Source organism: Streptomyces sp. NPDC111744 (assembly GCF_055634995.1).
The window spans coordinates 87857-109155 of sequence record NZ_JBVKCG010000022.1; the positions used below are offsets into that span (position 1 = coordinate 87857).

18 protein-coding genes and 1 pseudogene are annotated in these 21299 nt (G+C 70.6%); 8 read left to right on the plus strand and 11 right to left on the minus strand.

Translation table 11 applies throughout. The annotated features are described in order from the left end of the window. Positions 1–78: 78 nt before the first annotated feature. The 3 genes from ACZ7OO_RS35055 to pstB all read left to right on the plus strand — a co-directional run bounded on the left by ACZ7OO_RS35055 (position 79) and on the right by pstB (position 3958). Positions 79–2070, plus strand: a complete 1992-nt coding sequence (locus ACZ7OO_RS35055; RefSeq protein WP_471511168.1) for an Ig-like domain repeat protein — start codon at positions 79–81, stop codon at positions 2068–2070. A 74-nt stretch (positions 2071–2144) separates the two neighbouring features. Further along, positions 2145–3059 carry a sortase gene (locus ACZ7OO_RS35060; protein ID WP_471511170.1) on the plus strand — a complete coding sequence of 305 codons (915 nt, stop codon included), beginning with the start codon at positions 2145–2147 and terminating at the stop codon, positions 3057–3059. A 14-nt stretch (positions 3060–3073) separates the two neighbouring features. Further along, complete coding sequence (gene pstB / locus ACZ7OO_RS35065; protein ID WP_471511172.1) at positions 3074–3958, plus strand: phosphate ABC transporter ATP-binding protein PstB; 885 nt, start codon at positions 3074–3076, stop codon at positions 3956–3958. Positions 3959–3964: 6 nt separating this feature from the next. Here pstB and ACZ7OO_RS35070 read toward each other — a convergent pair whose 3' ends face one another. Beyond that, positions 3965–4795: a M55 family metallopeptidase gene (locus tag ACZ7OO_RS35070; RefSeq protein WP_471511174.1), complete on the minus strand. Its 831-nt coding sequence runs from the start codon at positions 4793–4795 to the stop codon at positions 3965–3967. A gap of 78 nt (positions 4796–4873) precedes the next feature. On the opposite strand from ACZ7OO_RS35070, the gene ACZ7OO_RS35075 reads away from it, so the two are divergent. From ACZ7OO_RS35075 to ACZ7OO_RS35085, 3 genes are all read left to right on the plus strand, one after another. Next, the gene (locus tag ACZ7OO_RS35075) at positions 4874–5137 is read left to right on the plus strand and encodes a hypothetical protein (RefSeq protein ID WP_471511176.1); all 264 of its coding nucleotides are present in this window, start codon (positions 4874–4876) and stop codon (positions 5135–5137) included. A 153-nt stretch (positions 5138–5290) separates the two neighbouring features. Next, positions 5291–7087 carry a phosphatidylglycerol lysyltransferase domain-containing protein gene (locus ACZ7OO_RS35080; RefSeq protein WP_471511178.1) on the plus strand — a complete coding sequence of 599 codons (1797 nt, stop codon included), beginning with the start codon at positions 5291–5293 and terminating at the stop codon, positions 7085–7087. A 560-nt stretch (positions 7088–7647) separates the two neighbouring features. After that, positions 7648–8205, plus strand: a complete 558-nt coding sequence (locus tag ACZ7OO_RS35085) for a hypothetical protein (RefSeq protein ID WP_471511180.1) — start codon at positions 7648–7650, stop codon at positions 8203–8205. Between the two features lie 457 nt (positions 8206–8662). Here ACZ7OO_RS35085 and ACZ7OO_RS35090 read toward each other — a convergent pair whose 3' ends face one another. The 8 genes and pseudogenes from ACZ7OO_RS35090 to ACZ7OO_RS35125 form a co-directional block, all read right to left on the minus strand. Further along, positions 8663–9343 carry a DUF6193 family natural product biosynthesis protein gene (locus ACZ7OO_RS35090; RefSeq protein ID WP_471511182.1) on the minus strand — a complete coding sequence of 227 codons (681 nt, stop codon included), beginning with the start codon at positions 9341–9343 and terminating at the stop codon, positions 8663–8665. Between the two features lie 740 nt (positions 9344–10083). Continuing rightward, a pseudogene (locus tag ACZ7OO_RS35095) lies at positions 10084–11109 on the minus strand (ISAs1 family transposase); the annotation flags it as partial. A 490-nt stretch (positions 11110–11599) separates the two neighbouring features. Further along, positions 11600–12130: a hypothetical protein gene (locus ACZ7OO_RS35100; protein ID WP_471511184.1), complete on the minus strand. Its 531-nt coding sequence runs from the start codon at positions 12128–12130 to the stop codon at positions 11600–11602. A 191-nt stretch (positions 12131–12321) separates the two neighbouring features. Beyond that, entirely contained in the window at positions 12322–13773 is a 1452-nt protein-coding gene (locus ACZ7OO_RS35105) for a sensor histidine kinase (RefSeq protein ID WP_471511186.1), read from the minus strand. After that, positions 13774–14505 (minus strand): response regulator transcription factor, encoded by a 732-nt coding sequence (locus ACZ7OO_RS35110; RefSeq protein ID WP_471511188.1) that lies wholly within the window; start codon positions 14503–14505, stop codon positions 13774–13776. A 268-nt stretch (positions 14506–14773) separates the two neighbouring features. Further along, entirely contained in the window at positions 14774–15361 is a 588-nt protein-coding gene (locus ACZ7OO_RS35115; protein WP_471511190.1) for an FMN reductase, read from the minus strand. Beyond that, on the minus strand, positions 15358–16461 hold the full coding sequence (locus ACZ7OO_RS35120) for an LLM class flavin-dependent oxidoreductase (RefSeq protein WP_471511192.1): 1104 nt from the start codon (positions 16459–16461) through the stop codon (positions 15358–15360). Before ACZ7OO_RS35120 ends, ACZ7OO_RS35115 begins: the two co-directional genes overlap by 4 nt. Positions 16462–16558: 97 nt before the next feature. After that, positions 16559–17158, minus strand: a complete 600-nt coding sequence (locus ACZ7OO_RS35125) for a TIGR03086 family metal-binding protein (protein WP_471511268.1) — start codon at positions 17156–17158, stop codon at positions 16559–16561. A 78-nt stretch (positions 17159–17236) separates the two neighbouring features. Between ACZ7OO_RS35125 and ACZ7OO_RS35130 the strand changes: the two genes are divergently transcribed. Then, positions 17237–18070: a DUF6597 domain-containing transcriptional factor gene (locus ACZ7OO_RS35130; RefSeq protein ID WP_471511194.1), complete on the plus strand. Its 834-nt coding sequence runs from the start codon at positions 17237–17239 to the stop codon at positions 18068–18070. A 59-nt stretch (positions 18071–18129) separates the two neighbouring features. On the opposite strand, the gene ACZ7OO_RS35135 is transcribed toward ACZ7OO_RS35130, so the two are convergent. Together ACZ7OO_RS35135 and ACZ7OO_RS35140 are read right to left on the minus strand one after the other, a co-directional pair. Further along, entirely contained in the window at positions 18130–20052 is a 1923-nt protein-coding gene (locus ACZ7OO_RS35135; RefSeq protein ID WP_471511196.1) for a sigma-70 family RNA polymerase sigma factor, read from the minus strand. A gap of 331 nt (positions 20053–20383) precedes the next feature. Continuing rightward, a complete protein-coding gene (locus ACZ7OO_RS35140; protein ID WP_471511198.1) occupies positions 20384–20557 on the minus strand; it encodes a hypothetical protein in 174 nt (57 codons plus the stop codon). Positions 20558–20585: 28 nt separating this feature from the next. Between ACZ7OO_RS35140 and ACZ7OO_RS35145 the strand changes: the two genes are divergently transcribed. Then, positions 20586–21287 carry a thaumatin family protein gene (locus ACZ7OO_RS35145; RefSeq protein WP_471511200.1) on the plus strand — a complete coding sequence of 234 codons (702 nt, stop codon included), beginning with the start codon at positions 20586–20588 and terminating at the stop codon, positions 21285–21287. Positions 21288–21299 lie beyond the last annotated feature (12 nt).

Genomic DNA, 21299 nt, shown 5'->3' on the forward strand with positions numbered 1-21299 from the left:
CGGGGCGGACGGCCCGTACCACCCTGTCAGATCCCTTCGGCAACACCCAGCTAGCTAGCTCTCGTCAGGAGACTCTCGATGCGCAGACTGCGCTCTCAGGCGGCGTTCGTCGCCGCGGCCGTGGTGGCCGGCGGCATCGCCCTCGCCAGCCCGGCCGTCGCCGACCCCGACGCCGGTGCCTTCCGCCAGCTGGTCGGCGTGGGCTCGGACACCACCCAGGACGTGCTCAACGCCCTGGCCGGCGACACCGTCAACACCACCAGCTACACCGCCACCGCCGTGAAGTCGGTGAACGGCGCGGGCATCGCCTCGTACGACGCGATCCAGCCCGGCACCGGCGCCACCGGCACGAAGATCACCACCCGCACCGGCGGCACCACCTTCCTGCGCCCGAACGGCTCCGGCGCCGGCCGCACCGCCCTGAGCGAGTCGCTGACCGGCGACCTGGACAGTACCGGTGCATCGGTCAAGGGCCAGGTCGACTTCGCCCGCTCCTCCGGCGGTCCGTCCGGCTCCGGCACCGCGCTCACCTACATCCCGATGGCGCGTGACGCGGTCGGCGTCGCCGTCAGGGGCGCGGGCCTGGACACCCTGACCGTGAAGCAGCTGCACGACATCTACATCGGCCACCTGACCGAGGTGAACGGCCAGACCGTGCACCCGAAGATCCCGCAGCAGAACTCCAGCACCCGCAAGTTCTTCCTGAACGCGATCGGCGTGGCCGACAGCGACGTCCCTGCGAGCATCGGCGTCGTCCAGGAGAACCAGGCCAACGCGGCCCTCACCGAGGACGGCGCACTCGTCCCGTTCTCCGTCGGTTCCTGGATCGCCCAGAACAACGGCGTCTCCCCCGACTACAGCAAGACGGCGGCCGCGGCCGGCGGTCACCTGGCCTCCGTGCAGCTGCCCGGCGACGACGGCGCCACCAGCCCGGTCACCACGGTGAACGGCAGGCTGGCTCCGGTCTACGCCTACTACGAGAACTCGACGTTCGGCCGTGACGTCTACAACGTCGTGCCGAGCCGGGCGATCGACCCGACCAGCATCTTCTACGACAAGGACCTGTACGACGTCTTCGTCACCAGCGGCAGCCACACGGCGCAGCTGGCGTCGGACTCCGCCGAGTCGGTCATCGCCAAGTTCGGCTTCGTCAACGAGTCCTACAACGGCTCCATCTCCGTCGCCAAGCACGCCAAGCTCGGCGGCCTGGAGGAGGGCGGCACCTTCGACCACTCGGTGCCGAACGCGCCCACCCTGAAGTCCACGGTCGGCGACGCGAGCCTCAAGCTCAGCTGGAACCCGAGCAGCATCGTCCCGGCCATGCCGGTGACCGACTACCGGATCACGCTGACCGACACGGACGGCGGGGTCGTCGCCACGAAGGACGTCGCGACCACCACCACGTCGTACTCCTTCACCGGCCTGGCCAGCGGCACCTACACCGCCACGGTCACCGCCAACAACGTCAACGGCGCCGGCGCCGCGGCCACCTGGACCGGTGCCGTCAAGTACGCCAGCACCACCACGGCCACCACCGCCACCACCGCCTACGGCAAGACCCCGAAGGTCGCCGTCACCGTCGCCGGCTCGCACAGCGTCAAGCCGACCGGCAAGGTCACCGTCAAGGACGGCACCGCGGTCGTCGGCACCGGCACCCTGGACGCGTCCGGCAAGGTCACCATCGGCCTGTCGAACCACCTCAAGGTCGCCACGCACTCCCTGTCGGTCTTCTACGCGGGCAGCTCCAGCCTGAACGCTTCGTCCACGACCGTCTCCCTGAAGATCACCAAGGCGTCGCCGACCGTCTCCGTCTCGGCGCCGACGTCGGTGAACCACACCGCCCACGCCAAGGTCGCCGTCAAGGTCACCGCGACCGGCACCACCCCGACCGGCACCGTCCGCATCTACCAGGGCGCCAAGGTCATCGCGACCGGCACCCTGAGCGGCGGCAAGGTCACCATCACCCTCCCGAAGCTCGCCAAGGGCAAGCACACCCTGCACGCCTTCTACGTCGGCTCCTCGACCGTGAACTCGAAGACCGGCGCCAACTTCACCATCACCTCCAAGTGACCGTCTGACGGGCCCGCCGGGAGCCTGGTGGCTCCCGGCGGCCCCGCACACATCTTCCGAAGGAGGCGGGCCCCGTGACCGTCGCCGTACCGACACCGAAAGCTCTGGCTGCGGCCGTGCCGCGCAGGCCCGTCCGCAGCCGCACCTTCGTCCGCCACCTCTCGCGCGGCGGACTGCTCAGCCTCGCCGCCCTGCTGCTCGGCATCACCGTGCAGCTGCTGGTGGTCAGTGGCGCCCAGCAGCACTCCGCGCAGCACGCCGACTTCGACCAGCTGCGTGAGGAACTCGCCCTCGGCACCGCGCCGGTGGCCCAGACCGGCCAGGACGGCAAGCTGCTGGCACCCGGCACACCGCTCGCGCTCATCGACATTCCCAAGCTGGGTCTGAGCCAGGTCGTCCTGGAGGGCACCGACTCCTCCGTGCTGACCGACGGCCCCGGGCACCGCCGGGACACCCCGATGCCCGGCCAGGCCGGCACCAGCGTGCTGATGGGCCGGGCGGCGGCGTACGGCGGCCCGTTCGGCAAACTGTCCCAGCTGACCACAGGCGACACGTTCACCGTGGTCACCGGCCAGGGCAAGGCGAAGTACCTGGTCATCGACGTACGACGGGCCGGGGACCCGGCACCGGCCGCGCTCGCCGCCGGCAAGAGCCGGCTGGTGCTGATCACGGCGACCGGACCGAAGTTCATGCCCTCGGGCATCCTGCGCGTCGACGCCGACCTGGTCTCCGAGCCGTTCCAGACCCCCTCGGCCGTGATCCGCGCCGGCACCCTGCCGGGCTCCGAGGAACCCCTCGCCCGCCCCTCCGGGGTGCCGTGGCCGCTGGTGATGTGGCTGCAGGCGCTGCTGCTCACCGCCGTGGCCGCCGTCTGGACCTGGCACCGCTGGGGCCGCCACCAGACGTGGATCGTCTTCGCCCCGGTCGTCGCGGTGCTCGGCCTCCAGGTCGCGACACGGACCACCGAACTGCTGCCGAATCTGCTGTGAACCAGGTGAATGAGATGACCGAGACCGCGACGACCGAAACTGCCGCGACCGACACCGCCGCGACCAATACCGCGACGACCGACACCGCCGTGCTGCCCGCCGCCCCGGTGGCGGACGGCCCCGCCCCCGCCACCCTCGAAGCCCGTGCCGTCTCCGCCTGGTTCGGCTCCCACCAGGTGCTCAGCCGGGTGTCGCTGACCATGCCCGCGGGCGAGGTCACCGCGCTCATCGGGCCGTCCGGCTGCGGCAAGTCGACGTTCCTGCGCACCCTCAACCGGATGCACGAGATGATCCCCTCGGCGCAGTTCGGCGGTGAGGTGCTCTTCGAGGGCGAGGACATCTACAACCCGTCGTGGCGTCTGACCGACGCCCGCCGCAGGATCGGCATGGTCTTCCAGAAGCCGAACCCGTTCCCGGCGATGTCGATCTACGACAACGTGGTGGCCGGCCTGAAGCTGACCGGCACGAAGGTGAACCGCCGGGAGAAGGACGAGCTGGTCGAGGAGTCCCTGACCCGCGCGGGCCTGTGGAAGGAGGTCCGCGACCGGCTCCGCCAGCCGGGCGGCGCGCTCTCCGGCGGCCAGCAGCAGCGACTGTGCATCGCGCGGGCGCTGGCGGTCCGCCCCCGGGTGCTGTTGATGGACGAGCCGTGCTCGGCCCTGGACCCCACCTCCACCCGCCGTGTGGAGGAGACCATCAAGGACCTGGCCGGCCAGGTCACCATCGTGATCGTCACCCACAACATGCAGCAGGCGGCGCGTGTCTCCCAGCAGTGCGCGTTCTTCCTGGCCGAGCAGGGCACCCCGGGCGGCATCGTCGAGCACGGCGCCACGGAGGCCGTCTTCAACTCCCCGCAGGACCAGCGGACGGCGGACTACGTGGCGGGCCGGTTCGGCTGAGCCGGCTCAGCAGTACGGGGGTTGGTTGGTGAGCGAGGCGGCCACCCGCATCCAGACGCCGAACTGCCGGTAGAGCGCGGGCAGTGGACCACGGGCCTGGACGGTACGGCTGTCCGTTGCCGTGACGCCCGGGATGCCGAGGAGGACGGCGGGGACCGAGGCGGACTGCCAGCGGACGACGAGGACCGACTCCCCCTCGGGTGCGGCGGGCCGCTTCGGCGCGGGCGAGAGGGCCTCGGCGACGGTCTCCTCGATCGCCCGGCGGGCCTCCTCGGCCGGACGCAGCTCGGCGGCGAACCGGTCCCGGGCGTACTTCACCGCGACGGTGGCGACCGATTCGTCCCATGCCGTCATCTCGGCGCACGCCGCGTCGTCACCCGTGAGGGCTACGACGGGGACGCCGAGCGCGGCGGCGGTGGCGTGCGCGAGGCCGATCTCACCGGCCGGCCTCCCGTCCAGCCAGATGTCCTCGATCTCGTGGCCCATAAAGCTGTGACTGAGGACACCGAGGGCACCGGCCCTGGCGTGATAGCCGACACATATCGCGGCGTCGTGCCCGTCGGTGAGCCCCTCCAGCATGCTCATCCGCTTCGGCTTGCCGCGCACCAGGCGGGCGGCGGGGTGCAGGGCCTCGGGGAGCAGGTTCCGCATGGGACCGTGGGCGTCGTTGACGAGAACCTCCGTCGCCCCGGCGGCGACCGCCCCGCGTACGGCGGCGTTCACATCCTCTGCCATCATCGACCGGCCGCGTTCGTAGTCCCGGCCGTCGGGCTGCACATCGTCCCGGTCGACGAGCCCGGTGATGCCTTCCATGTCCACGCTGATGTAAATACGCACGTCCTGACGTTATCCAGACCCTACGTATTGTAGGTTCCCCAACGGCCACGGCGGCTCGTCAGCTCATCGGGGGTACTCATGCAGGGCACGGACACACAGGAGGCACGGCGCAACCTCACCCCCACGGTGGCGGTGCTGGTGGCGAGCCTGCTGATCGCCGCCGTGGGCGTGTACGAGCTGTCCGGCTTCGGCCTGCACAGCCTCGACCGGCGCCCGCACCTGTTCAGCGACGGGCTGGCGACGGGCGGGGTGATCGTCGCGGCGGTCGCGGCGGGGGCGGCGATCGGGAACCTGGCGTGGGTGCTGGTGGCCCGATGGCGGGCCGAGCGGGAGTGTCCGTAAGCCGAGCGCCGGTTTCCCGTAAGGGCCACGCCCCCGTTTCACACCGTTTTCCGTACCGCGGCAGGCTCCTCTCCCGGGCCCGCACAGTTACCCTACTGACCGTAGGGTCAGCCCCTCCGTCGTCATTCCCCGTCCCCAAGGTGACCGGCCCCCATGCCCCCACAGCTGTCGACCCTGATCCCCGCGCGGGCGTCCTCCGACCGCCGCGCCGCCGCCGCGTCCGGCGGGGCACTGCGCAGACGGGCCGCCGACGCCACCGTCTGGTACCTGCGCCTGATCGCCGTGCTGAACATAGTGGCGGTGATGTCGCTCCCGTTCCGCCAGGAGGTCGACGAACACAACAACGGCCGCATCACCCTCCACCTCCACCGGCATCACGCGCACCACTCCGGCCAGTTCTTCACGCCGTACCTGGCCACGGCGGGCCTGGTCTCGGCCGCCCTGGCGATCTTCTTCGTCCTGGTGATGCGCCGCCGCAAGCGAGCGGCGTGGGTGGTCAACGTACTGCTGTCCACCCCCCTCTTCGCCCTCTACGTCCTCGCCCTCACCCAGCACGAGTACCGCGCCCACGTCTTCAACTGGGTCTCGGCCGCCCTCACCGGCCTCTTCGTGGCCGCGTTGCTGATCAGCCGCCGGGAGTTCAACGCGGTGGGCGACCCGTCGAACCCGAGGCTGGCGCTGGCGGTGGGCGTGGGCGGCGTCGCCGTCACGGGCGTCCTGGGCACGCTCCTGGTCCACGCGACGAACAGGTTCCCGGGCGCCACGCTCTTCGACGAGATCGCCTACACGCTCCTGAGAGGCGTCAGCGTCGGCCCGCTCGCCGACCATGTCACCGCGGTTCACGCCCCCCGCTGGACCGACATCATCATCAACATCCTCCTCGCGGCGGCCTTCTGCCTGGTCCTGTACGCCCTCTTCCGCTCCCCACGGGGCCGCCGCCTGCTCAGCGCGGAGGACGAGTCGAAGCTGCGGTGCCTGCTGGACAAGCACGGCGCCCGCGACTCCCTCGGCTACTTCGCCCTGCGCCGCGACAAGGCGGCGATCTTCTCGCCCACCGGCAAGGCGGCGGTCACGTACCGGGTCGTGGGCGGCGTCAGTCTGGCCTCCGGCGACCCGATCGGCGACCCGGAGGCGTGGCCCGGCGCGATCGACGCGTGGCTGACGGAAGCGCGGCAACACGCGTGGACGCCCGCGGTCATGGGCGCGAGCGAGGAGGCGGGGACCATTTACGCCCGCCATGGCCTGGACGCCCTGGAACTGGGCGACGAGGCGATCGTGGACATCGCCGACTTCACCCTCGAAGGCCGTGCGATGCGGGTGGTCCGCCAGGCCCACAACCGCGTCCGCCGAGCCGGCTACACGGTCCGCGTCCGCCGCCACGAGGACATCCCGCCCGAGGAGATGGCGACGCTCATCGACCGGGCGGACCACTGGCGTGACGGCACCACGGAACGCGGCTTCTCAATGGCCCTGGGCCGCCTCGGCGACCCGGCGGACGGCCGCTGCGTGATGCTGGAGTGCCGGGACGCCGACGACGTGCCCCGCGCCCTCCTCAGCTTCGTCCCCTGGGGCGAACAGGGCCTCTCCCTTGACCTGATGCGCCGCGACCGCGACTCCGAGAACGGCCTGATGGAGTTCATGGTCGTGGAACTCCTGCTCAGAGCCGCCGCGTTGAAGGTGGACCGGGTCTCCCTGAACTTCGCGATGTTCCGCGCGGTCTTCGAACGCGGCTCCCGCCTCGGCGCCGGCCCGGTCCTCCGCCTCTGGCACGCGATCCTGACCTTCTTCTCCCGCTGGTGGCAGATCGAGTCCCTGTACCGGGCGAACGCGAAGTACCGCCCGGTGTGGGAACCGCGCTACCTGCTGTTCGCACGGAGCAGCGACATCCCGCGGATCGGCCTGGCGAGCGCCCGGGCGGAGGGGTTCGTCACGGTTCCCTGGGGGTCATGACGGGGCCGGAGACCTGGCAGAGTGAACGGGCCGAGGGAGTCGGTCACGGCCACCCCCTAGTTTTGGCTTGCTCTGCGAGGGCAGGACGGCCGAGTGCTCCGAGTCTTCGACGAGCAGTGGGCCCTCAAGGCCGCCCTGCCCAGCGTTTTGGCTGTCTCGCTGCGCGTTGTGCCATTCAGGGTGGATTCCCATGCCGCCGCGTCAGGGTTCCCGCTGCACCCGCAACGTGACTTTGGAATTTCCATCGAACTCGCCAAATTCGCCGAAATGGTACCGCCAACCGTCCCCGTCGGAATCGACACCGCAGAAGTACCGTGCGCCCGGGGCCTTCCAGTAAAGCAGGTCCAGGTTCCCCAGAGCGCTATCCGCTTCGCACACGAGTCCGGGCTGACGAGTCGGCGGTGAGTCACTGGCTCGGGGGCACCGTCCCTCGCGGCGCGGTGCGCGGATGCATCCTCGAAGCTCTCTCCCGCCGCCTCAGCCGCCCCGTCACCCATGCCGAGGCCGGGCTGCCGGTTCCACGCGATCGCTCCTCCGCGGCTGCGGATACCGTGGAAGGGGTGATCGACCTGGGGAGGCTGGATATGGACCCGTCCCGCCGCAGTGTCCTGGGTGCCGGCCTGTTCTCCGTGGCCGTCACCATTCCCGGCTGGCCTGATGTGGTCGGGCGTGCCGATGCCATTCGGTCCGGCCGCACGACCCGCATCGGCATGAACGAAGTGGACATGGTCGTCGCCATGACCGAGCGTGTCTGGGAACTGGACGACGAGTTCGGCGGCCGTCACGCACGCCCCATGGCGGCCTCGTTCATGGGCAACACCGTGGCCTCCTACCTGCGTGCCGACGCACCCGAGGACGTACGCAAGGCGATGCCCCAGCGCGTACCAGCGCACACGAGTACACCGTCGCGGACTGTTGGCAGAGCGGCAGTTGGAACTCGGCCACCTGGAAGCGGCCTGCGTCAGGCTCTCGACGACTACCCCAAGGTGCAGTCCGGCCGCGCCGACGAGCGCGTGAAGGCGATGTTCGGTCTCTTGCGCCCTCATCTGAAGAACGCAACGGCGCTCGACCTGTACGACCGAGCACGGACGATCGCACCACCGTCGCTGGTCGCCTGATCCCTGTCGCTCCTTCAAGCTCAGCCACAGAAAGTCAGCCACGACGGCGGGTGCGCCGACAGATCACCCGCCACGTGTGCTTCCAGCAACCCCGCACCGGCCTCAACCACGCCTCTTCCTTCCGTCACAGCATCCGCCCCGCTCCGGCCTGGCCGCTCGGCAGCGGGATGGGCTGCTCGATCTGTGGCTTCACCTGTGACCCACGCCGACGACGATCGATCGCGGCCTTCGGTTGCCGCAGCCTGACGTGGTGCTGTGCGGCGTTCGGCGGAGCGGCCTGGCGGCGTCGCTGCGGTTGCTTCCGGGATCGTAGTCGGCTCGCTTGCCTGCCACTGCGCGCCGAGTGGCCGGCGGGCGTCGCCAGCGGGGCGGCAGACAGGAGCGGGCGGCGGCCACCGGCCGCCGACGCGCGGCGGCCCGCGCAAGCGGGACGCCCTTCTTGACTGAAGTGAACGTGTCATTCGTTACTCGCGAGAGCTTCAGAAGCCACAGTAAGAGCCTCCCTCAAAGAATCTACGACCGTCGGGTCGAGCAATCGAGGATTCTCCACACGGTAGGAACCTCCAGAAAGTGGAGTAATGCTCACTTCCTGGGCCCCTTGCTCTCGGCGCACCGATCTAAGCCGTAGCGTTCCATGGCTGAGAGTTGGGAAGGAATAGCCGAACCGACCATCTGCGTAGGCCGCTTCCACTAGCGGGCGCTCCTCGGAGAACTCCTCAGCAGTCCGCAACCAATTCCACTGAGCGGGTACCGAGTCTCCCGACTCGTGGGCTCTCGCTAGCCGCCCCGGCATCATGAATGGGAACCTTTCAGTGAAGTCATCCACCGAAATGCCATCCCGCCATGCAGCCAATGCCTCAATCAGATCGCCTAGATCATCAGTGGCACCCTCAGCCCATGTGAATCCCTGCCCCTGGATTGCTACGTAGAAGGTCCTGCTTTGGCTACCGAGCTGAATAGAAGCCCTTCCGCGACTCGAATCCAGCTCAGCCGTGGCTAGCAGGCCAGGTCCCGATGCGTAGTGACTGTAGAGCCGCCCCAGGTCGAGATCTTTCTTTGCCGACGCTAGCTCCATCGCCGAGACGAGGCCGCCCGCAGCGAAGAGGTCTGGGTAGAGACCAGGGTCAAGCGAATCCATGCTCGTGAACCCCCCTTCGGTTCGTTTTGCTAGCAGCCACAGAACTTCCCTGCATCCGATATGAAGGGCCGGAGCCTACCGAAGCTCGCCCAATCTGGTTCCGCGACATCGACTCTTTCAAGAGCCCCCTTCGCGTTCGGTCGATAGAAGTCAATGGAGGACCATGACCGTTCGCCATTACCGACAGCTCTGGCGATCCAGCCCATCTCCATATCAGTGGCGTACGCTCCTGGCTGGAGCCCGGCCTTCGCCGATTCAGTGAAGTTGCCCAAGCCGCGGAGATTTACGTGAAGCGTCACCGACGAGTCCCGGATCGCGTTCTCCACTGGGCCCTGCCATGCGTCAGGAGCATAGCCGCCAAAGTGCTTGAACCCCTCACCGTCCGCCCATGAATAGGTGCCTTCCGCCTTCTGCCCCAGCGCCAGTTGGCCGCCCAGCTCTTGCCCGACGTGTTGGTGACGGTGACCCACATGGCTCCGTCGATGTTGTGCGCGGGCTGCACCGCGAAGGGCTTCTCGGGGGTGTAGGTGGCGCCGTAGGGAGCAGGGCTTCGGCGTAGTCGCATGATGTCCGGTTCGTGATCACGCGAGCCCCAGGAGAGCGAGCGGGCGCCGTGCGTCGCGAGCGTTGTGGCGCAGGCCGGCTGCGATGTTCCTGACGCCGGTCAGTCGCAGGGCTCCGACGGCCAGGTTGCGCCAGGTCGCCATCGCGCGGGGCGCGTTGCCGGTCCGCAGCTGTGAGGCGTCCTCGGCGAAGGTGGTGTCCCGGACGTGGTGCAGGGCCTCCACCTTCCAGTGGTCACGCACGAGTGAGGCCAGTTGCGCGGGGGTGGCCTGCTCGGCGGTGAGGCTGGTGACGGCGTAGACAGTCTTCACGGTGGTCTTGCCGGTTTTGCGGTCAGTGCGGCGGCGCTTGATCTGGACGGCCTGGCGCGCGCCGGGAAAGAGCAGGTTGCTCACGGTGCACGCCTTGATCCGGCGGATCTCGTAGCGGCCGTGGCCGACGTTCCGGGTGCGCCCTTGGAGCGGGATCCGCTTCCAGGGCAGGGACTTCAGCTGCTTGCGCAGCTTCTTCTGGTTGCCCTTGACGATCACGATGTAGTGGGCGCCGCGGCTCAGCAGGTAGTCGGCGTGCTCCCGCTGGGTATGCATGGCGTCGCTGGTGACCACGGTGCCCGCCAGATCGGCGACGGCCTCCAGCAGCGGCTGGAAGCACGTGATCTCGTTCGTCTTCTCCCGCACGTCCAGCTGGGCCAGGACCAGGCCGGTGGAGTGGTCCAGGGCGGCGAGCAAGTGGATCTTCCGGCCCCTGGCCCTAGCCGCTCCACGCAGGCTCTTGCCGTCCACGGCCAGAGCGCGCGGACCACTCGCAGTGCGGGAGCCGCGGTCGGCGAGCCAGCGGCCCACGGCCTGGTCCAGGGCGTCACCGTCGATCCTCGCCAGCAGTCGGCGAACCGTCGATTCCGCAGGCAGGAGCCGCTTGGGAAGCAGAGGATCGGGACGCGCGCCGACAGCTTGCAGCACCTGCGGCGGGGCGTCGGCGATCCACTCGCCGACCGCCAGCAGAGACCTCGCCCCGGCCAGTACCGCGCACGCGGTGAGCGCGAGCACGACGACCAGGGCGTGTCGGACTCCGCGTGGATCACGCGGGTCGGGCACTTCGGTCAGCCGTTCCAGCAGGCCCGGCACGTCAGCGGGTCGGACCCGTGGATAGCCGCGGAGTTCGTCAAGAGCGGGTGGGATCGAGGATGATGCGTCGGCAGGCACGGTCTTCCACTCGGATCACGGGGCGTAGAGAACTCCATGATCTTGGGAGCCCGTGCCTGTCACGTTCCCGGATGACCTGACGGATCGTCACGAACCGGAGACTCCTGCAACGACGCCGAAGCCTGTCATGAGCCTTACTAGGGCAATCGCCTAAGCCACAACACGGCAAGGCCGTAGGCGACAGTGGACACAGCAACTCCCGCGAGGAACGTAGCCGTGTACGCCCAGTCGGGCAGCGTCTGCCTGAAGAACCCGAACGTGACGTCGCGAGTGATGAAGAATGCTGCGACGGCGGCGAACGTCGCACCCGCTGACTGCTTGGTCCACCGTCCCGTCTTTGAGGCGACGCGGCCATCTGGGCAGGGGGCAAGAGGTTCTGTCACCCGTCACTTGTACCGGTCCCCATGCGACTCATCAATAGCAGCCGGTCCAAACCGCACGCCGCAGGGCTTCCACGTAGTTGCGCGATCACGAACCGGACATCATGCGACTACGCCGAGGCCCTGCCGTAGGGAGGGGCCGGTGTGCCACCGGTCGAGGTGGTGCACGGGTTTCCCGTGGCGGCGCTCAGGGCGCTCCTGCGGGCCTGGCCGCCGGAACCGCGACTGCCGCCTGTGCTGCCTGTACCACCGGTGCCGCCGGTGCCGCGGGTCTGCCACCTGACGTGCTGTGGCGGACGTTTCGGCAGCAGGTGGGCGGCGCGCAGTGCGGCGGTCTGCTTCCGGGCCTTTCGCTCGGCTGTGGTCGGCGGGGTGGAGAGCGGTGCGTGCCGGGTGTTGCGGGCCCGCAGCCCGGCGTGGAACCGTTCGATCGCGCGGTGCCAGGCGTCCCCCGGCTTGCCCCGGCTCTGGGTGGGCCGGTTCGGGTCGGGCTTGGCCGGCGCGGAGAACGCGCCGGGCGGCAGCGGCTTGGAGGTCACCACCGATGCGCCGGCGTGCCCCACGTCCGGACCCAGCAGGCCGGTGAGCAGCGCGAGCGCAAGGACGAAGACAAGCCGGATCCGTACGGCGGCAGGGCGCACGATTCCCCCAGGTGATGTGGACCTGGGAGGACTAGACCATCCATGCTCATGCCAATTCAGTCAGATTCAATGAACGAAGTCTGAACAGATCATCAACAGGAAACACGCAGCTTCCCCACAGAATCGACAGATTGCGCAGATTCCATGACGGCCCTACGGATGAGCTGGCCACCGCCCGCCGCGCGCATAATTCATGCCCGCTCCGCTCCGCCCCCCGCGAATCCCCCGCCCACCGTGAAGCCGATCACCGCGCCGCCGCCCTCCCGGCGGAAGGCGAAGGGGGCTCCGCCGTGGGCCATCGCGACCTCGCGGACGATGGAGAGGCCGAGGCCGGAGCCGGGGAGGGAGCGGGCGTCAGCGGCGCGGTAGAAGCGGTCGAAGATGCGGATCAGGTCGCCCTCGGCGATACCGGGGCCGCGGTCGAGGACCTCGACGCGGACCGTGCCCGGCCGGGCGGGGCCGGTGACGTTGATCTCGATGGGGGCCTTGCCGTCCCGGTCGAACTTGGCCGCGTTCTCGACGAGGTTGGAGACGGCCCGCTGGAGCATGCCGGGGCGGCCGTCGGTGGTGGTGTCGCCGCTGACGCGGAGCAGGATCTCGCGGCCGGTACGGCGGCGGGCCAGCCCGGCGACGTCCTCCGCGATGTCGGCCAGGTCCACGCGCTGCGGCGGCTCCGAGTCGGACTGCCCGGCCGCGAGGTCGACCAGTTCGTTGACCAGGTCGGTCAGCTCGCGCGCCTCCTGGCCGAGGTCCGCGACCAGTTCGTCGCGGGTCGCCGGCGGGAGTTCGTCGATTCGGCGAAGCAGGGAGATGTTCGTACGGAGGGAGGTCAGCGGGGTACGGAGTTCGTGGCCGGCGTCCTGGACCAGGCGTCGCTGGTCCTCCTCCGACTGGGCCAGCCGCCCCAGCATCCGGTCGAAGGCCCTGCCCAGGCGGCCCACCTCGTCGAGTCCCGTCACCGGGACCTGGACGCCGAGCTGCCGGGTGCGGGCCACGTCCTCCGCGGCCGAGGTGAGGATCACCAGCCGCCGGGTGATCCGGCGGGCCAGCCACCAGCCGAACAGCCCCGCGGCCACGACCACCGCCGCCATGAGCGCCAGCGTCCGCTGCTGGAGCGCCCGCAGCAGGTCCTCCGTGTCGCTGAACTGCTGCGCCACCTGCACCGCGCCCCGGCCGTCGCCGAGCGCCACCGTGGCGATCCGGTACAGGTCGTCGCCGACTCGGACGTCCTTGTGCTGGGCCGTCGTCCCGGCGGCCGCGGCCATGGCGGCCGCCCGGTCCGCGTCGGTGACGGGCAGCGCCGGGCTGCCGTGGTCGACGATCTCGCCCTGCGGGCCGAGCACCTGGACGTCGGTGCGGGCCGGCCGGACCAGGTCATGTCCGGGCCGGGAGGAGGAAGTGAAGTCCCCCGGGACCATCCGGTCCTGCTTGACCTCGTCCCGGACGTCGGAGACGACCTGGCTGAACACCGACTGCTCGTCCACGCGGACCAGCCGGGCGGCGGCGTTGTACGACAGGATGCCGACGACGATGGTGACGGCGGCGGTGACGGCCGCGAAGGAGACGACGAACGTGGTGCGCAGGGAGACAAGCCGGGGCCGACGCCTGACCAGCGCCCGCCGGAGCCGCTGGAGGCGGCCCACTCAGTCCTCCCGCAGCACGTAACCCACGCCCCGGACGGTGTGGATCAGCTGCGGGGCGCCCGGCTCGTCGAGCTTGCGGCGCAGGTAGCCGACGTAGACGGCGAGGTTCTTCGAGCCGGGGCCGAAGTCGTAGCCCCAGATGCGGTCGTAGATCGTGGAGTGGTCGAGGACGATCCCTGCGTTGCGGGCGAGCAGCTCCAGGAGCTCGAACTCGGTGCGGGTCAGCTCCAGTTCGCGCTGGCCGCGCCAGACCCGGCGGGCCTGGAGGTCCATCCGCAGGCCGGCGGCCTCGATCTGCCGGTCGGAGATCAGGGCTTCACGGCCGGGGTCGGGGGCGGTGCCGCCCGAGCCGCCGGTGGTCGCCGGGATGGTCCGCCGCAGCAGGGCCCGCAGCCGGGCGAAGACCTCTTCCACGTCGAAGGGCTTGACGACGTAGTCGTCGGCGCCGGCGTCCAGTCCCGCGATCCGGTCGGCGGTCTCGACCAGCGCGGTCAGCATCAGGATGGGGGTGCGGTCGCCCTCGGCGCGCAGGACGCGGCAGACCTGGAGGCCGTCGATGCCGGGCATCATCACGTCCAGGAGAAGGATGTCGGGCTGGTCACGGTGGGCGTGCGCCAGGGCTTCCACACCGTCCGCGACCGCCGTCACCTCATATCCCTCCAGGGAGAGGGCCCGCTCCAGGGCGTGTCGGATGGCGCGGTCGTCTTCGGCGAGCAGCACAGTCTGGGGCACCCACCCAGTCTGCCAAGGCCGCCGAGGGTTCGGCCGGGGTGAGCGGGCCTACGATCACCCTTTTTACCTGCCTCTCACCGTCACAGAGGCAACCGGGCGCGTCGCATTTCGGGTGCGGGGCCGGTGGGGGCTGGTCGCGCCCACGCGGCGGTAGCCGCACATCGATACGACCCCGCACCCCCAAAGGGGCTACAGCGCGGGCCCACTTGCCGGGCGCAGGCGGCACCTGCCGGCCCGGTGAGCGAGACCCCGCCGCCCCAGCCCCACCTCAGCTCGCCGCCAGCCTCGCCAGCTGCTCCTCGAACGGCACCACCACCGGCGGAGCCTCCCGCTTCGCACCGCTCAGCCCCGTCATCAGCGCCGCGAGCTCCCCCGCCGCCCGTTCGATCCGGTCCTCCAGGCCCTCCGCGCCCCAGTCCTCCGACGCCGCGTACACGCCCGTCGGTGCGACCACCGCCCGCAGGTACGCGAACATCGGCCGCAGCGCGTGTTCCAGCACCAGCGAGTGCCGGGCCGTACCCCCGGTCGCCGCGATCAGCACCGGCTTGCCCACCAGCGCCTCCTTGTCCAGCACGTCGAAGAACGACTTGAACAGGCCGCTGTACGACGCCGTGAACACCGGCGTCACCGCGATCACGCCGTCCGCCTCCGTCACCGCCTCCAGCGCGGCCGCCAGCCTGCGCCCCGGGAAGCCGTTCGTGAAGTTGTGCGCGATCTCGACGGCGAGGTCGCGCAGCTCCACCACCTCGACCTCGACACCGGCGGCCTGCCGGCCCACCGCGGCCGCCAGCCGGTCGGCAAGCAGCCGCGTGGACGACGGAACGCTCAGTCCCGCCGAGACGACGACCAGCTTCATGCCCCGACCTCCTTCTTCTCCGACTCCACGGCGGCAGCGGCGAGCAGCGAGGCGTGCGTGGGCGCCTCCGGGACGTCCGCCGGACGGCCGTTCGCGAACTCCTTGCGCAGCACCGGTACGACCTCCTCGCCCAGCATGTCGATCTGCTCGAGGACCGTCTTCAGCGGCAGCCCCGCGTGGTCGACCAGGAACAGCTGGCGCTGGTAGTCACCGGCGTACTCCCGGAAGGCCAGGGTCTTCTCGATGACCTGCTCGGGCGTGCCGACGGTCAGCGGGGTCTGGTCGGTGAAGTCCTCCAGGGAGGGCCCGTGGCCGTAGACCGGCGCGTTGTCGAAGTACGGCCGGAACTCGCGCACCGCGTCCTGCGAGTTGCGGCGCATGAACACCTGGCCGCCGAGGCCGACGATCGCCTGCTCGGGCGTGCCGTGCCCGTAGTGGGCGTACCGGGCCCGGTACAGCTCGACCATCCGCTTGGTGTGGTCGGCGGGCCAGAAGATGTTGTTGTGGAAGAAGCCGTCGCCGTAGTAGGCGGCCTGCTCGGCTATCTCCGGCGAGCGGATCGAGCCGTGCCAGACGAACGGGGCGATCCCGTCCAGCGGCCTCGGCGTGGAGGTGAAGCCCTGCAGCGGCGTGCGGAACTTGCCCTCCCAGTCGACGACGTCCTCGCGCCACAGCCGGTGCAGCAGGGCGTAGTTCTCGATGGCGAGGTTGATGCCCTGCCGGATGTCCTGGCCGAACCAGGGGTAGACCGGGCCGGTGTTGCCGCGGCCCATCATCAGGTCCACCCGGCCGTCGGCCAGGTGCTGGAGCATCGCGAAGTCCTCGGCGATCTTCACCGGGTCGTTGGTGGTGATCAGGGTGGTGGAGGTGGAGAGGATCAGCCTCTCGGTCCGCGCGGCGACGTAGCCGAGCATGGTCGTCGGCGACGACGGCACGAACGGCGGGTTGTGGTGCTCACCGGTCGCGAAGACGTCAAGCCCGACCTCCTCGGCCTTCAGCGCGATCGCGACCATCGCCTTGATGCGCTCCCGCTCGCTCGGCGTCCGACCGGTCGTGGGGTCCGGCGTGACATCGCCGACCGTGAAGATCCCGAACTGCATGGTCGCTCACCCTCCAGGTTGTTTACGATTCAACTATACCCGGAGAACGAGACCCCACCCACCGGTATTCCCCACGCCTCCTCCCCGCGCCGCTGTCTCACGCCTTCCAGCCCGGGTCCCGCCCGGTCACCCCCAGCAGCCGCTCGAACGCCGGCGCCCCCTCCGCCACCCCCACCGGCTCCCCGAACATGCCCATCGCCCGCGCGGTCGGCGCCAGCCCCGCGACCTGCCCCGCCAGCTCCGCCACCACCGCCGGGTCGGCCGACGGCTCCCGCTGCCCTGTGGCCCGCGCCAGTTCCCACCCGTGCACGGTCACATCGAGCAGCGCCATCGAGCCCAGCGTCCGCGCGGGCATGTCCATCGCCCCCGCCGTACCGTCCTCCGCCCCGGGCACGGACCAGGCCGCCACCAGCCGCTCCGCCGCCTCCGCGAACCGCTGCCGCCAGTCCGCGCCCTCCCCGACACGATCGGGTGTACGCGTGAAGTCCACCGACCCCTTCCCAGCCAGCTTCCGGAACTCCACGACCACGTGGAAGAGGTGATTGACCAGGGCCTTCACGTCGTACTCGGCACAGGGCGTGGGCCCCGCGAGCGCCCCGTCCGGGATCCCCCGCACCACCGGCAGGGCCCCGTCCACCGCCCTCCCCAGCAGCTCACCGATGCCGTACTGCTTCGCACTGTTCGTGTTCGTCTCCATGGCGACGACCGTACGAACGCGCACCGGTGCTCCTCTTGAACAAACGCGACGCGCCGCGTCCGGACGTACGATCCGGCCATGGCCGCCGCCTCCGTCCACGACACCCGCGGGATCGTCGACCCCGCCGGACTCCTGTCCCGCGTACGGTTCCGCCGCCACCGGCCCGCCGAACCGCTGCGCGGGCACATCGAGACGTACTGGTTCATCGACTGGGACCTGCCCGAGCCGTACGTCTCCCACGTGGTCCCGCATCCGTCCGTCAACCTCACCTTCCAGTGGGACGGGGCCGACCGGGACGACGCACCGCCCTACGCCGAACTGACCGGCGTCGCGCTCGGCCTCTACGCCCGCAAGCTGACCGGCCGCGGCCGGGTGTGCGGCGTGAAGTTCCGCCCGGGCGGCTTCCGGCCGTACGCCCCGGCCCACCCGGTCTCTCACTGGACGGGCCGGGCGGTCCGGGCCGACGAGGTGTTTCCGCAGGCCACGGCGGCCACGGCCCGGGACATCGTCACCCCGGCCGACGACCGTGACCGGGTGGTCGCCCTGGACGCCTTCCTCCTCGCCCGCGCACCGGCGCCCGACCCCCAGGCCGACCGGGCCATGGCCCTGGCCGACCGCATCCGCTCCGACCGCACGGTCAGCCGGGTCGCCGACTTCGCCGAGAGCCAGGGCCTGTCGACCCGAGCCCTGCAACGCCTGTTCTCCGCGTACGTCGGCATCACCCCGAAGTGGGCCATCCTCCGCCACCGGATCCACGAGGCCCTGGAACGGGCGGGGAAGGAAGGAAGGGAAGGAGACGTCGACTGGGCGGCCCTGGCCGCAGAACTCGGCTACGCCGACCAAGCCCATCTGATCCGCGACTTCAAGGCGACGGTCGGCGTCCCACCGACGGCTTACGCGGCCGACCTCTGAGACGGCACCGCGCAAAACGCGGTGCCGATGGCGCGCGTTCAGAGGCGTGGGCGCTCCGCTCAGCGCGCCGACTGGAAGGCCCGACCCGCCGCCGTGGCCGTCGTGCCGTTCGTGAACAGCCCGCTGCTCGGCTTCGCCGGATCCGCGCCCAGCCCGAACCACGCGTAGCGCTGGAGGTACGGCAGTGCGTCCAGCGCCTTGGCGGACGCGGTGACGAAGTCCGCCTGCTGCTGCGCGGACGGGAAACGCGTCCCCTGCGAGAAGTCGATCAGCGCGTACTCGGTGAGCCAGATCGGCTTGTGGTACCGCTCGTACACCGCCGACAGGTACGAGGTCAGCTGCTGCACGGCCTGCGGGGTGCGGAAGTCGCCGCCGTACCAGTGCAGGGTGATGAAGTCGACCCGGTACCCCTTCGCCTTCGCCTCCGACATGAACCGGTCCAGCCAGCCGCCGGGCGTGTCCGCGCCGTACGCCACCGCCGGACTGCCCAGCACCTTGCCGGCCCCCATCAGCCTGGGCCACAGCGCCAGCGCCTGCTCGACCGTCATGTTCGACTGCTGCGCCATGTCGGGCTCGTTGAACGCCAGCAGGTACGGCCCCTGCGCGCGGGCCTGCGCGAGCGAGGCGTCGGTGACGGAGGCGGCGCCCCAGATCATGGGCACGAAGGTGGCCGAACCCGGGGTGGTCACGCCCTGGTGCTGGGTGTTCCAGGTGTAGTACCAGCTCGCCCCGCTCGCGGCCAGCGCCTGGTTCACCCCGTCGAACGACCACACGCCGACGCCCTTCCGGGCGCTGGCGGCGACCTGCACGTGGGCCACGGTGTGCGGGGACGGCGTCGGCTTCACGGACCGGCTCGGGGACGCGCCCGGCCTGGAAGGGGACGGGGAAGGCGACGGAGAGTGCGAGGGCGTGGGGCTCGGGGAGGCGGCCGCCACCGGCGTCGGCGGCCGCGGGACCGTCCGGGCCACCGGGGCCGCCGGGCCCGCCGTCAGCCGGGCCGCGACCAGCGCGGCCACCGCGACGACCGCGACCGCCGCCGAGCCGCCGACCATGACGTGCCTGCTCACAGCCCGCCGGGCCCGGCGGGCCCGGCGGCCCGGATGCCCGTGCCGCCCGCGAGAAGTGCCGGACGAACCCGGAGCAGCGGAAGCACCCGGAGTACCGGAGGATGCCGTGACGTGGGCGAGCACCCGCGCCGGATCGAGACCGGCCGGCACCGCAACCAGCGGCAGACCGCTCAGCAGCCGGTCCATCGGCAACAGCCCCCGCTCCAGGCCCGCGCACTCCCCACAGCCACGTATGTGGCGGCCGAATCGCTTACGCCACAGGGGACTCGGCGTGCCGTCCCACGGCGCGGCGATCTCGTCCAGCCGGGCGCAGCGCGGATCGGCGACCAGCCCGCGCACCACACACCGGGAGACCTCCATCTGCTTCTTCATCCGCTGCACCCGCACGGCGGCATGCCGGTCGGACAGTCCCAGCGCACCGGCGAGGTCGGCGCGCTCCAGCTCACCGGTCTCCTCCAGCCACCACAGGGACAGCAGTTCCTGGTCGTCCGGATCGAGCCAGCGCGTCGCCTCGGCGATCTCCCGGCGCTGCTCGGTCAGCCCCAGCCGCAGGATCGTCAGCCCGGCGAAGTCCAGGTCGGGGTCGGCCAGCACCTCCGCGTCCTCCAGCCGCGCCCTGCGGTCGCGGTCGGTGGCCCGCAGGCTCTCCCGGTTCCGTACCTGCCGGATCGTGATCGCGACCAGCCAGGACCGGAACACCGACGGATCCCGCAGCTTCGGCAGCCCGCGCACCATGCGCAACAGCGTCTCCTGTACGACGTCGTCGACGTCGGCGTGACCGTTCAGGGCCCGGCCGACGATGTTGTAGACCAGCGGCAGGCAGTGGGCCACCAACTGCTCCAGGGCCCGCCCGTCACCCGCGCGTGCCGTCGTCACCAGGCCGGGGTCGGGCCCCCTCCGGTGGTTCTCGATCATGTGGGTCTGTTCCTCCGCGCAGGGATCCGGCCGGTGGGCCGAGTCTTGGACCGGCTGCAGGGCCGGCTCTTGGAACGGAGACCCCCCGAGACACACGAGGACAACAGAAAAACCGGTGGGTCGACGCAGAAACCTGTCCGGGTCCGCAATTTATGTTGTACGGCCGCCGCACGCGAGGTCTCCGGGAGGCAGGCGTACCGCCGGCACAGCCCGAGGAAGGCCCGAGGATGGCACGAGGACGCAGAAGACACGGCGCGAGACCACCGCGACGCCGCTGGTGGTACGCCTCGGCGGCAGCCGCCCTGGCGACGGCGGCCACCGTACTGATCACCTACGGCGCGTGGACACCGTCACCCGGAACCGACACCGCGAGCACACCGGACCGCCGGACGGCCGTGGCCGCCCCCTCCGCACCGCCGGTCACCTCGCCCGCGCCTTCCGCCGGCCGCAGCGCGTCCCCGTCCCCCTCCGCATCCCCGTCCCGCTCGGCCAGGCCGTCGGCCACCGCCACCACCACCCGCAGGCCGGCCGGCGTGCCTGACCAGCAGGCCCCGGCATCGGCACCGGCCGGCCGGCGCCTGATCACGGTCGTCAACCGGACCGCCCAACCGGTCTGGGCGATCGTCACCGACACCGCCGTCTACCCGGCCGGCCGCAGGCTGGCCCCCGGCCAGAGCCTCTCGCTGACCGTCGCCGACAACTGGGGCGGCCGCATCTGGGGCCGTACCGGATGCACCGGCACCGCCGCGGGCCGCTGCGCCTCCGGCGACTGCACCAGCGTCTGCACCGGACCCAACCCGCCCACCACCCTGGGCGAGTTCACCTTCGACGCGTACGCGGGCATGGACTTCTACGACGTCAGCATGGTCGACGGCGCCAACCTGCCCATGTACGTCAACATCTCCCACACCACGACCACCGACCCGGTCAGCGACGCCGGCTGCTACCGGGGCGCCTGCACCACCGAGATCGACTGTCCCAAGGCGATGCAGGCCCTCTCCGGCGGTCAGCAGATCGGCTGCAAGCCGCCGTGCGCGGCGTTCGGCGGCGACACGTACTGCTGCCGCGGCGCCTGGGCGGGCCGCGACCACTGCGTCCCCGCCAAATGGCCCGTCGACTACACCCAGGTCTTCAAACGGGCCGCCCCGTACGCCTACTCGTACGCCTTCGACGACGCGGCGACCATGTCCTGCAAGGGCACCTGCTACTACCGGGTGACCTTCGGAACGACCTAGATCCAGGACCTC

What these genes read in the sequence shown, in the direction of transcription:
- ACZ7OO_RS35055 (WP_471511168.1), top strand. Translation starts at nt 79, where the DNA reads ATGCGCAGACTGCGCTCTCAGGCGGCGTTCGTCGCCGCGGCCGTGGTG.
- pstB (WP_471511172.1), top strand. Translation starts at nt 3,074, where the DNA reads ATGACCGAGACCGCGACGACCGAAACTGCCGCGACCGACACCGCCGCG.
- ACZ7OO_RS35075 (WP_471511176.1), top strand. Translation starts at nt 4,874, where the DNA reads ATGCAGGGCACGGACACACAGGAGGCACGGCGCAACCTCACCCCCACG.
- ACZ7OO_RS35080 (WP_471511178.1), top strand. Translation starts at nt 5,291, where the DNA reads ATGCCCCCACAGCTGTCGACCCTGATCCCCGCGCGGGCGTCCTCCGAC.
- ACZ7OO_RS35090 (WP_471511182.1), bottom strand. Translation starts at nt 9,343, where the DNA reads ATGGATTCGCTTGACCCTGGTCTCTACCCAGACCTCTTCGCTGCGGGC.
- ACZ7OO_RS35115 (WP_471511190.1), bottom strand. Translation starts at nt 15,361, where the DNA reads ATGAAGCTGGTCGTCGTCTCGGCGGGACTGAGCGTTCCGTCGTCCACG.
- ACZ7OO_RS35120 (WP_471511192.1), bottom strand. Translation starts at nt 16,461, where the DNA reads ATGCAGTTCGGGATCTTCACGGTCGGCGATGTCACGCCGGACCCCACG.
- ACZ7OO_RS35125 (WP_471511268.1), bottom strand. Translation starts at nt 17,158, where the DNA reads ATGGAGACGAACACGAACAGTGCGAAGCAGTACGGCATCGGTGAGCTG.
- ACZ7OO_RS35130 (WP_471511194.1), top strand. Translation starts at nt 17,237, where the DNA reads ATGGCCGCCGCCTCCGTCCACGACACCCGCGGGATCGTCGACCCCGCC.
- ACZ7OO_RS35135 (WP_471511196.1), bottom strand. Translation starts at nt 20,052, where the DNA reads ATGATCGAGAACCACCGGAGGGGGCCCGACCCCGGCCTGGTGACGACG.